The 13,490-nt window shown below is 32.3% G+C and carries 11 protein-coding genes; 5 read left to right on the top strand and 6 right to left on the bottom strand.

What is annotated here, in order from left to right; genetic code table 11:
* The first annotated feature begins 4 nt into the window (after nucleotides 1-4).
* The 5 genes from TDSAC_RS01950 (at nucleotide 5) to TDSAC_RS01930 (ending at nucleotide 5,048) form a co-directional block, all read left to right on the top strand.
* Nucleotides 5-916, top strand: coding sequence for a carboxypeptidase regulatory-like domain-containing protein (locus tag TDSAC_RS01950; RefSeq protein ID WP_108308523.1), 912 nt, complete (start codon nucleotides 5-7; stop codon nucleotides 914-916).
* Between the two features lie 65 nt (nucleotides 917-981).
* Complete coding sequence (locus tag TDSAC_RS01945) at nucleotides 982-1,686, top strand: hypothetical protein (protein WP_108308520.1); 705 nt, start codon at nucleotides 982-984, stop codon at nucleotides 1,684-1,686.
* Nucleotides 1,687-1,738: 52 nt separating this feature from the next.
* Nucleotides 1,739-2,800: a hypothetical protein gene (locus TDSAC_RS01940; protein WP_108308518.1), complete on the top strand. Its 1,062-nt coding sequence runs from the start codon at nucleotides 1,739-1,741 to the stop codon at nucleotides 2,798-2,800.
* Complete coding sequence (locus TDSAC_RS01935) at nucleotides 2,797-3,402, top strand: TolC family protein (RefSeq protein ID WP_108308516.1); 606 nt, start codon at nucleotides 2,797-2,799, stop codon at nucleotides 3,400-3,402. The genes TDSAC_RS01940 and TDSAC_RS01935 overlap by 4 nt, the downstream gene beginning before the upstream one ends.
* Nucleotides 3,399-5,048, top strand: a complete 1,650-nt coding sequence (locus TDSAC_RS01930; protein ID WP_108308514.1) for a metal-dependent hydrolase — start codon at nucleotides 3,399-3,401, stop codon at nucleotides 5,046-5,048. Before TDSAC_RS01935 ends, TDSAC_RS01930 begins: the two co-directional genes overlap by 4 nt.
* Nucleotides 5,049-5,446: 398 nt before the next feature.
* Here the strand turns inward: TDSAC_RS01930 and TDSAC_RS01920 are convergent, their stop codons facing one another.
* From TDSAC_RS01920 to TDSAC_RS01895, 6 genes are all read right to left on the bottom strand, one after another.
* Nucleotides 5,447-7,192 carry a hypothetical protein gene (locus TDSAC_RS01920; RefSeq protein WP_108308510.1) on the bottom strand — a complete coding sequence of 582 codons (1,746 nt, stop codon included), beginning with the start codon at nucleotides 7,190-7,192 and terminating at the stop codon, nucleotides 5,447-5,449.
* A gap of 364 nt (nucleotides 7,193-7,556) precedes the next feature.
* Nucleotides 7,557-9,854, bottom strand: coding sequence for a glycosyltransferase family 2 protein (locus tag TDSAC_RS01915; RefSeq protein ID WP_108308507.1), 2,298 nt, complete (start codon nucleotides 9,852-9,854; stop codon nucleotides 7,557-7,559).
* A gap of 14 nt (nucleotides 9,855-9,868) precedes the next feature.
* A complete protein-coding gene (locus TDSAC_RS01910; RefSeq protein ID WP_199919858.1) occupies nucleotides 9,869-11,002 on the bottom strand; it encodes a class I SAM-dependent methyltransferase in 1,134 nt (377 codons plus the stop codon).
* Between the two features lie 127 nt (nucleotides 11,003-11,129).
* Nucleotides 11,130-11,699, bottom strand: a complete 570-nt coding sequence (gene rfbC, locus TDSAC_RS01905; protein ID WP_108308502.1) for a dTDP-4-dehydrorhamnose 3,5-epimerase — start codon at nucleotides 11,697-11,699, stop codon at nucleotides 11,130-11,132.
* Nucleotides 11,700-11,734: 35 nt separating this feature from the next.
* Nucleotides 11,735-12,679 (bottom strand): glycosyltransferase family 2 protein, encoded by a 945-nt coding sequence (locus TDSAC_RS01900; protein WP_108308500.1) that lies wholly within the window; start codon nucleotides 12,677-12,679, stop codon nucleotides 11,735-11,737.
* A gap of 112 nt (nucleotides 12,680-12,791) precedes the next feature.
* Complete coding sequence (locus TDSAC_RS01895) at nucleotides 12,792-13,481, bottom strand: ABC transporter ATP-binding protein (protein WP_234405752.1); 690 nt, start codon at nucleotides 13,479-13,481, stop codon at nucleotides 12,792-12,794.
* Nucleotides 13,482-13,490 lie beyond the last annotated feature (9 nt).

The following is a 13,490-nucleotide window of genomic DNA, read 5'->3' as shown; positions in this document are numbered from 1 at the left end:
TAGAGTGAACAAACTTTTAAGCGGTTTAATGATTGGCTCAAGCTTACTAATTCTTGTATCAGCAGCAAACGCAATGGATATCAAAGGCAAGATTATAGATGCTGAGACAGCCGCTACTCTTTCAGGCGCTACTGTAGACCTAAAGGACAGCTCTGGTAATATTCTTAAGGAGGTTACAGCTGATAGCGCGGGTAGGTTTCTCTTTACAGGCGTTAACTCAGGCGTTTATACAGTCGAGGTTAAAGAGACAGGATATGTTGGAGTTGACAAATCCGTATCTATCACTACCAAAAACAAAAACATATCTATAAAGGCTATGCCTTCAGCAGGAGGCACAGCAGCAGTTACAGGCAAGGTAGCTGACGCATCAGGCAACGGAATAGGCGGCCTGGTAGTTCAACTGATGAAAGAAGATCCAAGATTTGGAAGTACTACTATGGGTAAATACGTCGTAGATAAGGCTACAACAGCGCAGGACGGCACATACACGCTAAAGGCAATAAAGCCAAATGATACTTCTACTTTTATCTATTACGTTAGAGTTTTAGGGCATGGGATAAAGAATACAATGGCTACAGGACAGTTTAATGTAACCAAAGACACAACTACAGTAGCTAATGAAAATGTAACCGTAGACGTACTGCCTACAACTACAGCCACTATAACGGGACAGGTTCTTGACGCAGTGGGTAATCCAGTGGCTAATGCAAAGGTAACAGCACCATTAAAAGAAGTAGGATATCCTGAGACTGTTACTAATGCTAACGGCGAGTTTAGTATAGTAGTGCCAGCAAACGGCATTCTACAGGTACCTATACGAGTTAGTAAATCAGGATATCAGTCTATAAGAGAGGTTATAATTCCTAATGCCAATGCTACCTTTGCACTTCAGACTATAACTTTAGTTTCTAAGTAGAAAAATTCAGGGTCGCTAATAACCTTAGCGGCCTTTTAGATTTCTTAAAGGAAAAGAGGAGGAAAATGGGCACGTTTTATTACATAATAGACAGCTCAGGTTTAGGAGAAAGACATCTAAAATCAATTATGAAAACCAAATTTGGGATATATATTGACAATCCTACACCGCCATCTACATGTATAAGACAGGTATTGAAAAATTTAAACGTTGAGACAAAGGGTTTAAATGTATACGGTTTAGCAGACGAGTTAAGAAGTCTAAATCAACCATTTTACATAAATCACGCAGAAAAGCTGACAGATAGCTTCGCAATATTTATCCAGGCAATGCTTGAAAAAAATGACGTTTATGTTAGCTGTTCATCTCTTCCTACAGGGAAGATTATCACTACCTTTTTTAAGCACGGGAAAGAGATAAAGCTTTTTTCACAGAAAGAGAAGATAATAAATTATATTACAAAAAAATATAATATTTCATCTGAGATAGCAAGACATATCTATAACCTTGCATGTGGCAACCTTAACGGTGCAGAAGAATTAGCCAGGCGATACGCTGAAGGCGAGCCACTACACGCACTAAGATATGACGGAGCTACATATGTGTCTATTGTTCCTATACTTCTTGGTTTTGGATTTATCTTTATTATGCTTAGGTTTATAGCGCTTGGATTAAACGATGAAGACACGTATATCTTTGCGGGATCAATGGGGGCTATGTTTTTTTTGTTTAGGTTTATCTATTATCAGTATTTCAGGAAAATTATCTAATAGATATATGTGGATAACTTGTTGATAACTTGTTTATATCATGTGGATAACTTTGTTGATTTTTATATTTTTGTCTCTAAATAATAAGGCTTATGCAGACGTTACAAGTTTAGAGATTACAAAAAATAAAGCCAATATTAGCGCTGAAGATTATTTTATGAGTTATAACGTAGGAGACTGTTATATACAGGCAGGACACTATCAAAGAAGCGCACAGGGCTTATCTTTTAAAGAGAAAGAAAAAGGCTTTGAGTATTTCACGGGCAGGGTTTACGATTATCCAGAAGAAGAAAAGAAAAATTTATTCACCAGGCCAAAGGCAAAATATCTTAAAGGATATTATTACGCAGTAGCTGACAACTCAGAAAAGGACGGCATACACTACTTTTACATAGACAGCACAGACAAAGAGAAAAAGAGAGAAAATGTTATCTTTGGGACCAGATACGTAACAGGTGAATTTTCTACTTCAATAGGTTCTGAGTTTGACAAGAAAACTAAGGCACTATCAGGAAGCAGCATATATAACAAGTATGATCACAAAAGATTAAAGATTGAAAATTACTTCTCAACTACAGGTTCAGAGATAGCACAAAAGAAAGACCTTTATATTAGCCAGAGCGTTTATTTTAAGACTATCAAATCTGACATATACGCTAACTTCTTGAAAGGCCATCCTACATATCAGATGTCAAGCTATAAAAAGATATTTGACTTTAATATAAGGCACACATTAACTAAATCAGACAAAATAAAATCTACATTTATGATAGACAGATATTTTAACGTTGCAGACTTTAACAGTTCAATATCAGTGGTATACCATAAGATTACTAACTATTCTATATCCGCATCAATTGAAAAAGATTTAAGAGACGGTGAAGACAGAAATACAACTATAAGCCTGTATACGAATATCACAAGGCAGGACAGGCACACAGGGACTAATATTAATTTTTCAATCAATAACGATAAAGGGCTTTTTGGCATCACATATCAAGAGAATAACCTTGCCGTGAAGGCAGGAATAAAGATATTTAAGATTACAGGACAACCAGGCTTTTTAACGGCTAATATCCAGAATTCTAAAATATTTTTTGGGATTACTATATGAAGCTAATCTTAACTATATTATTTTTACTTCTAACCTTTCAAAAAGCACAAGCAAATGAGATTGTAACGCTTGACGAATACATAGCAAAAAATAATCAATACATCACAGCGAAAAATGATTACGATAAGGCTAAAATAAACCTTGAAATTCAGAAGAAAGAGTTAAAGAAGGCATCAGAGCCAGAAATTCATTATCATTCAGGATATGACCCATCTAAAGGCTATGTCACATCAGGGATATCAGTATCAGGAAATATTACGGATATATTTTTAAATACTTCTACGTACAAAGAAAAAATTGAGCTTGCAAAGATTGAACTACAGCAAAAAGAAGCTAATTTAAAAGAGATTAAAAAGAAATTGACGCTTGAGTATAACGCTAAGATAGCAGAAATAAAGAGGCTAAAGAATTTGTTAGAAAATTTAAAAGCACAGTTAAAATTAAAAGAGGCACAGGTTAAAATTGTCCAGAACAGATACAATGCAGGACTTATTACCAGGGATGAGGTGGAAAAAGTGATCATAGAATTACTTGACATAAAAAGCAGGCTTGAGCAGACAGAGGATGAATTGAAAATAAAAGAAATGGAGATAACTTTATGAGCTTCTATACTCATATAGCTTTTTCATTACTTTTTATTCAGCTTGTAAGGATACTTTTACCGTATGACGTAAAGATTGATGTATTCTTTTATATTCTCTGTGTATTCTCTAACCTTATATGTTTTACGCCAGTTATACTCTTTAAAATCAGAAAATCATCAACCTTTACAATTTTTAATAAGCTTACTGTTAACCAACAGGAAATAATAGACTTTACAAACTCAATACTATGTTATCTAATTTTTTCTCTATTAATAAACTTAGCATTCTTTATCTTTAAATTAAACACTTCTTATTTGCTTAGCTTAGAGATAGGCTATATTTCACACTTAATATTAGAAAGCTTTTCTGTTACAGGCGTAAGGCTTCTTTATCCTTCATTTATCAGGTTTTCACTTATTACGAAAAAAGATGCAGCATTTAGAGGCTTCATGCCAGGTAGCAAGGTAGAGAAAATATTAGCAGGAATATTTATATTACTATTTGTTATTTGTCTACCAACAGAGAGCTATAAAAAAATAATTCATTCAATTATTCAAAATCCAGTAGGCGCATTGTCAGACGTGAAATATGAGGCATCAGAGAAAGAAACAATTGTTAACCTTAAAGGCATTCACAACGTTACACACGAGAAGATTAACAAGCAGTTTAAGGCTTGTGGATGGATAGGCGCAAATAGCCTTATAGTAGAAGACACTGAAACAGGATATCTCTATAGCGTAGGAAAAGGCATAACTGATAATATCCAGCCGTTTTCTATGGAAGAGAAGACAGGCGATAATATCTTGATATCAAACAAAAATATTAGCGTTTACAGGACGAATATACGTAAAATTATCTCAGACATTGAAAGTAGCATTACTGACCCTGACACAAGAGCATTTATTACAGGCGAGTTATATATAGACGATGAACACTATCATATAGCCTCATATCCCACACAATATAACCCTATAAAGTTAAACCAAAAGAGAATAGAGTTACAGTTTGCAAGGCTTGAAGACCTTGACAGGCTAAAGAATACACATATAACCAGTGGTAAGCTTGCAATAAGATATGAGAAGAAAGTTTATAAAGACGTAGCGCACGCTTCAGAACTCAATTACACTTCAGAGAAAAAAAATTATACAGATAAAAATATCCCTGAAAATATAAATAAAATCACTGTACGCTTTAACGCACTTGACATATCAGACATAAAGGTTAAAGTAGGCCAGAAGGTAAAGAAAGGCGACATACTCGTTATATCATCGAAAGAACAGGACGCTTTAAAACTTGAGAATAATAAAAATTATATAGATTTTTCAAAACTAAATAACTCTATAGAAAAGATACAGGCAAATTACAAAGAAAAACTCGAAAGTAAATATAAAGAACTTGAATTAAATAAAAATCTTTATAGAGAAGGCTTAATCTCTGAGCAGGCAGTAAAGAATATTGAGAATGATATATCTAATCTGAAGGCAAATGAAGAGCTTGAGATTGCAAGCATTCAGTCTGAACAGGCTAAGTTAAGCGTTCAGATTGAAAATAACAACAGACACATTGAAAGATTAAATATATTTAGTCCTATAGACGGTGAGGTATCAAATATAAGCGTAAACTTTAATGATGGTGTGATTAGTGGAAGTTTAAGCGTAGAGTAGATTATTATTTTTTAGATTTCTTAACATCGATGTAAATTTTATCCAATCTTTTGTTTGTAGAGATTTGGTTTATCTTACAATTTACCTACAATTTAAGCAAAAAGCACAGTGTTTAAAAAAATTTTTATAATTTTATTTAAAAATTTGAGAATAAGACCCAATATCAATCAATCGCAACTCGTCATCAAATAAAGAGTTCATTCTGAAAAGATCTATGAAGACATATATTAGAAGAAAGTTAAAGGCAGCAGAAATTAAACCTATGAGGATAAACCTGACTACCCTTTCTTTATGCGTGAGAAAAACTTTATCAGCATTCAATTCTAAATCTTTAATATGAACCTCCAGATAGTTGAGATAAATAAATTAAAGATAACACAATTCATAATTATTCTACATTACTTTTCAATATTTAGTTCTATTGGCTTAGATTCATAATAACCAGTTTCATCATAATTTATTATTCTTAAGGTTAAAATGTGTTTCCCATAACTTAATTCGTTCAAAGGTATTGAACCACTAAATCCGGAATATTCATAATTTGAGTTATTAAAAGCCTTACTTACATCAGGTCTTTGGACTCCACTTCCTAACGGATAAAAATATTTATTATCTATTACTGCAATAACACCTCTATCAGCATTTTTTGCAACGCTGTCTACTGCCCAGCCAGATATTTGGATAATGTCATTTTTATCATTTTTTGTTAGATTTATATCAGTTGGAGGTGTAGGATTTTGTGATAAGTTATATAAAGGTTTTGTATTATTTAATGTGATTGATTCTATTGTGTAAGAGGTTGGTTGATTTAGATCAATAGCAAAAGCATAATAAGAAGGCAAAAATTTATATATTTGAGCAATAGGCATAAAAGTGCCCAATTTAAATGAATTTTCTAATATTTTTATAGCTCTTTGTTCTGATGGATACACAAGACTTGACTTTAACAAAACTTCTTTGTTCTCTAATGAAGCAATACCTTTAGGAACCCAGCACAAAAAAATTGATATGGCTATTAAGCTTGAAATTATAAAAATGTTGCGTTTGTAAAGAATAGATTTTATTCTACCAATCAACAGAATGTACAAACATGCTAATAATATTGAAGAGTAAATAGTATATCTAGAAGAAGTTGCTTCTACTACCCCCATACTAACCCTACTAAGCCCGGCAGCTGCTGCTGTTGCTATAATAAAGAATGAAATTAATATTAACGCTGTGTTTTTTTTGTAAAATTTTGAGCCCAAAAACAAAATAGATAAAAATAAAAGTAATCCCAAGATAAATGAGGTGATTTTATCACCTGCAATGTTTCCAATAAAACAAAAGATATACGCTATATATTTTAATGGATGTTCAACAACAAACTGATGGCTTGCTATACCTATTGCAGTTTGATGGTATTGTAAAATAACAAAATAAAAAATAAATGTTAATATCGATATAGATAGCCATATGATTATATTTTTAATTCCTCTTTTATAAATTATAAGATAGATTAAAGTTGTAGGAAAAACTATTAAGCCGCCAGCGCCAGTAAAAGAAGCTATTATAGAAAATAAAAGACTTAATACCAAATAACTAGTTTTAATATCTTCGTTTTTAGTAATTAATATGATAGCAATTAAACAAAAAAAGAGTTGCCAATACTGTTGCATAGATGCCATTGCAAAAGAAATTAATTCGTATTGACATAGCGAAAAAGTCAAAAAGGGAATAGGTAGTAAATATATGCCAGACACACCATTTTTCACACTAAGCCAAAGCATTAATCCAAATATTGCGAATAAACCAAGATATCCTATATAGTTTAAAAATATAAAATTTATTGAACCAAAAACATAATAATTAAATAATATAAAGATTCTATCAAAAAGTATTCTATGCTCGTTATGTTGTTCAAATAGCATTGAAATCAGATAGTTAAAATTGTTTTGATGAGATATAAACCTGTTGATCCAATTCAAAACAGCGTCATAATCATCCCACCATGGCATATTGACAGTGAATCTTAAAATTATCCATAAATAAAAAATAATTGGTACTGCTGTAAATATATATATATATATTATTTTAAAGAAATTTTTAACTTCAATCGAGCCTATTTGTTTGCTATTTCCATTATTATTTAAGCTAACTTTCACACAAATTTTCCTTTCTGAATAAAAGTTTTTTATGCCAAATAAAACAATTTAACCTATAATCCTTTGTTAAATCAATTTATTATTTTCCTTAATTTCTCATTTAGATTGCATCCCCTAAATCAGCCATATAAAACCTTAATTGAAAACCTTGATCAATATTAAAAACATCTGGTTCACCATAAACAGATGTTGTATCACTTAGAGTACCAACAACTTTCTCTGGATATATGGCTGTTATTTATAGCTTACTCATAAGAGCCTTTACCTTTTTATCAACAATAAAATCATTATAACTTAAAGCAAAAAAGCATCTTCTTAAAACCATCAAATTGTCTAAATTTTTTCATTAAGTTTTTTAAAATACTTATACATCCGGTTTTCTTGAGTATGAAAAATCCTCTCTTTCTAAAGTTAAATTTGGATTGTAATATGGATCGCAATTTTCAAGAATATACCCCCATTTCTTCTTAAATAATTCTATTTCTTTCTTAAATCTTTCTTGCTTCTCTGGAGTATCTTCAAATCCACGGGTTTTTGATTCATGATGATAAAGTTCTGCATAAGGTGTCCATACTACTAAATATCCCTTTCCTCTTACCTTTAAACAAATATCTACATCATTAAATACTAAAGGATATTCCTCATCAAATCCTCCAACTTCATTAAAAACGTCTTTACGCATCATTAAACATGCACCAGTTACTGCTGATAAGTTTTGTACAATTCCTAACTTCCCAAAATATCCAAAAGAATTTTTAGGGAAATACCTGTGAGAATGTCCCGCAATTCCAAGCATCCCTATGATGACGCCGGCATGTTGAATCGTATCATCAGGATAGTATAATTTTGCACCAACAGCACCTACATCTTTTCTTTGAACATATTGAATCATTTCTTCTAACCAATTTTTATTTATAACCTCAGTATCGTTATTTAAAAAAAGTAATATATCACCTTTAGCATACTTAGCTGCAAAATTGTTGACAGCTGAATAATTAAATGCATCTTTCCACTCCAATATGAAAATGTTGTTGTATTTATTTTGTAGGTATTCATAATATTTAAAAGTCTTCTCTTGGGTACTGCTATTTTCAACTATTATAATCTCGTAATTTTTATATGTAGACTTACTCAAGATAGAGTTAATACATCTTTCAAGGTCTTCTTTGTGATCTTTGTTTGGAATTATTATTGAAATCTTATAGTTGCGAGTTATATCGTAGTCTATTTTATAAGATCCAAGAAACAAGCCGTCCCTTACTTTTCCCTTTAATCTAATTCTATCCAAATGATCTTTTAAAAGTTTTTTAGCAGATTCAAATGCATATAATTTGCTATTCGGATTTTGAGCAGTTGAATTTTGGGATATTCTCCAATGATATAAAATCTTAGGGATATGTACTATTTTCTTTGCTTTTTCTGTACACCTAAGTATCAGATCGTAATCTTGAGAGCCGTCATATCCTTCTCTAAACCAACCAACTTCATTTAAAAGCTCTTTCTTTATTACTGATAAATGCGCTATGTAGTTGTAGCTTCTAAGTGTATCAGGACTCCAATCTGGCTTAAAATGTGGATTAAATCTTTTAGTACCATCTTCTGAGATTTTATCTTCATCAGAATATATAAAATCTGCATTTTCGTTTTCATTTATTGCCTTTACTACTTCAAATAATGCAAATGGAGCTAATGTGTCATCATGATCTAACAAAGCAACATAATCACCTGTTGATATGCTTAAAGCTTCATTTGAATTCCCAACAATTCCTTTATTTTCAGAAAGATATTTTACTTTAATTCTATCGTCTTTTTTGATATATTCTTCTAACACATCTTTTACATAGGCTTCTTTGCTTGCACCATCTGCAATACATAGTTCCCAATTTGAATACGTTTGGTTCAATACTGACTCTATCATATCAATTAGAAATTGCTTTGGTGTAGTCCAAACAGGTACAATAATACTTATTTTGGGTTCGTAGTTAAATTTTGTAGTTCTTTGGGCAAGCAATTCCTCTACCGATGGCTCATTCTGAGTTATCCAACATTGATAAAGAATATCATGGTCCATATCATCTAAAAATTGTATTCTTTTATCACTAACCAATTTCATCTTAACTTTTCTAAAAAACGCTTTTAATCCATACATTCTTATGTAATCAATGCTCTTTTTGATATGCGTTTTATTAATTAATCTCAATAGTTTTATAAGTTTTGTAGGCTCATTTTGAATTGTTAATAATCTCACTTCACTGTTGCCTTTTGCTTTTCTGCCTTCATGTTGTCCAAATAATATATAGTGTAGAAGTGGATTTAATCCTGCCTTTTTAACATCTGGGTTTGCTAACAAGTAATATCCTGAGTCAAACTCAGGATTTGGCCATCTTCCTTCTTTTGCACCAAATAAAATATAATGCAAGAGTGGATTTATACCGCTTTGGGCTACATCTGGATATTTATCTAAATAAAAAGCAGTCTGAAAATATGGACTGGGATTTCTTCTTTCCTTTGCACCGAATAATATATAGTGTTTTATTGGATCTACATCAGCAGCTCTTACATCTGGATATGACTTTAAATAATATATTTCATCAAATAATCTACTCTTCTTTATGACATATCTTTTTCTAAAGAAACTAAGTAATCTGGCAATTTTAAACATATCCTCTATCCCCTTTATTTTTTGTTCAGTTTCAATTTATGTAAGAGTTTTCTTATCGGCCTTGTATAGCGCCAACTTCTGCTTTGCAAAACAGAAATTAATTCGTTTTCTAAAGAGTCTACTTTGGAGTTTAGTTCTTGAATATATGAATCTTTGTTTGTAAGCTCGTTATTTAGATTTTTGATTTCAACCTCTCTTGATTCTAATTCGTTCTCTAATGAGGCTACTTTGGAGTTTAGTTCTTGAATATGTGAATCTTTGAATGTTAATTCATTTTCTAAAGAGGATATGCTTGAAGCAATAATTGAAAAAGCATTGGGGTAGTTTACTGTGTTTATTATTTCATCTAAGTTATAAGTATTTGCAAAACTATTAACCTTAGTTAGTACAAAAATATGCTGCAATATTTCAAGCTCATTATTAATCCCCAATATTTTACTATATAATTCAGCATGATTATTTTTGACATCTACCAAAAATTCTGAAACATACGTAGTAGCGCCCAGATATTTAGCATCAAATTTAAACCCCTTGTCTTTGTAAAATTCATTGGCGTTTTTTATCCATTCAGCAAATGACTTTTTCGTAAAAAATCTTAAATGAGTATTGTCTAATATGCCAAACTCAGAATAATTAAATTTACTTTCTAATAAGTTTAGGATTATATCCATATGTGCAATATTAGGTATGCTAATTAAAACCTGTCCGCCTAATTTAAGCTTTGAAGAAATAAAATCCAATGCATTTGTAGGATTCTTTAGGTGCTCTAAAACATCTGCACATATTGCAAAATCAAAAATATTTTGTAGTTTTGCAAATCTCTCAAATTCATCTTTTGTATTTTGGGGGTAATCAAGGTCTAAATGAAATACATCTTTGTAGTATCCTCTTTCTTTCACATACCCTAAAGCTTCTTCATCTATATCTATTCCATATACTTGACAGTTTTTATTCTTTGTTAGCCATTCGCCTAAGTAACCATACGAACAGCCAACATCAAGCACTGTAGAATTATCCGTTATAGCTTTGACAATATACGAAAGCGAATTATTTTCTATCTCTGGGTGTATATCATCTGCGGTCGCAAAATATCTTTTCTCATTATTTATCACAAATAGTCTGTTTTCTTTTGCGTTACCGAGATTCAATGTTTGCCTCCTGATTAAAATTGAATTTAAATAATTTTAATATACAAAAAATATATTCCTAACTTAAAACCTGGTTTAAGCTTAAAATTATCCTTGTAAAAATTAAAATTTGACACTGAATTTCTCACTATCTTCCATCATATACAAAATTAATCTCTGCATAGCGCAAAAGCGGCGCTTCTCTGTCCTTTTTTGACAGAATTGGTTCACCTTCTAATGGCCAATTTATTCCAATCTCAGGGTCATTCCAGAGAATTGATCTGTCATGTTCTGGAGAATATGAGTTGCCAGACACCTTGTAAATGATTTCTGCCTCATCTGATAAGGTAAGAAACCCATGTGCAAATCCCTCAGGTATCCATAACATAAATTTATTTTCTTCTGAAAGCTCTGCTGCTACATATTTTAGAAATGTGGGACTATTTTCCCTTATATCCACTGCCACGTCGAATATCTTGCCCTTTATACACCTTATCAACTTTCCTTGAGCTTTCGGGTTTAGTTGGTAGTGAAGGCCCCTTAAGACTCCCTTAACTGATCTGGAATGATTATCCTGGATAAACTCTTTATATATTCCAGCTTTTATAAAATCTGATTTTTTATAACTCTCTAAGAAAAAGCCTCTTTCGTCTTCAAACACCTTTGGCTTAACCATTATTACTTCTGGAATTACTGTTTCTATAAATTTAAATGCCATATCCCATCACCATAGAAATAATTTTATATTTGATATTATCTTTTAATTTCTGTCTTTACACCTCTTTTATTTGAAATTAGCATCACACAGACAAAGCCACAATTTCTTAAAAAGCCATATTTGAAAAATCTATACTTAAATATCCTATAAGCCCTCCTGAGCCTTCCTGTTTCAAAAAGCGTAATGAAATTATAAACAACCTCTTTTTGCTCTTTCGTAAGGACATTGCTATAAATAGAATAAAAATCTCTACCCTGGTCAATAATTTTTTTATTAGACTCTATAGAATCTCTGAATTTCATAGCCCTACCTAAAAAATATTTAATAGAGTACTTCTTTGCACCCGTATCATTACTGCCGTGCTGTCTATACAGAACAAGTGGCTCATCTATGTGGCCGATAGTTCCAAATGCCGATGACACCAGTGCAATCCACCAATCGTGCATTATTGCGTTATGTGGAAATGATTTTAATAAATCCCTCAATTTTCTATTTATCATAACACTGCAGCCTGTAACGTTGTTCTGGATTAGAAGGCTATTCAAAACTTTCAAATCAGGATTTAGCTTTTGATAGTTCCAAAATGAATCAGATATTACTTTTAGGTTTTCATCCACAACCTTTAGGTCTGAATGAATCAACAATGGCTTTTCGTGGTAAATCTTTTCCAGTTCTCTCATTTTTCCCAAAGTCGCTTCTATCTTGTAAGGTAGCCAAACATCATCCTGATCGCAGAACATAATATAATCAGCACTAGAGTGATTTAGCAGTTCAAAATAGCTCATTTGAGGGCCAAGATGTTTTCTGTTATCTTTAATAGGATATATTTTGTCAAATTTTTTGGAGTAATCATATACTATCTCAAGCGTTTTATCACTAGATCCGTCATCTCGTATCAGAAGTCGCCAATCCTTGTATGTCTGACTTAAGATAGAGTCTATCTGCTCTCTTATATAGCTTTCTCCATTATACGTTGACATAAGTATATCTATCAGAAAAATACCCTCTTTTTTTAAATTTAAATTATTAGATTAGACATTTTAGCTCATATATCAGTACATACAAACCTTTAAAGTATTTTATATTATCTTTCTACCTTGTGTCCATCCACCTCTCATAAGCCCTGACAACGCTCTTTGCATCGTCGTACTTCTCTATCTCCCCGTCTTTTAGCCACACCGCCCTGTCGCAGAGCTTTTCTACCTGCAAAGATGCATGTGAGACGAAGATCATAGTAACCCCCTTTTCCCTGAATGACTCTATCTTCGACATACACTTTTCCTGAAATGCGCTGTCTCCCACAGCAAGCACTTCGTCAAGCAAGAGTATTTCTGGTTCTATGTGAATTGCCACAGAAAAGGCCAGTCTCATATACATGCCAGATGAGTAATTTCTCACAGGATTGTCTATAAATTCTCCCAGCTCAGAAAAGGCTATAATCTCATCTAACTTTGCGTTTATCTCTTTTCTGGTAAGGCCAAATATAGATGCATTAAAATATATGTTTTCTCTACCCGTAAAGTCAGGGTGAAATCCAGCGCCCAGTTCCAAAAGCGTGGTCAGCTTTCCGTTTACCCTTACCTCTCCCTTTGTGGGATAGTATATTCCGCTTATTACCTTTAAGAGCGTGCTCTTTCCAGAGCCATTTCTGCCTACAATCCCCAGAGACTCTCCCTTTTTTACCTCAAGGTTTATATTCTTCAGAGCCCAGAATTTCTCGTATTTATGTCTGCCCCAGTTGACTATTCTTTCCTTCATAGACATAGCCCTGTCGTGGTACACCCTGAATTC

The sequence above is a fragment of the Thermodesulfobium acidiphilum genome (assembly GCF_003057965.1).
Classification (GTDB): Bacteria; Thermodesulfobiota; Thermodesulfobiia; order Thermodesulfobiales; family Thermodesulfobiaceae; genus Thermodesulfobium; species Thermodesulfobium acidiphilum.
The sequence above is the reverse complement of the archived record's forward strand: the minus strand, read 5'-3'. Positions and strand labels throughout refer to the sequence as shown.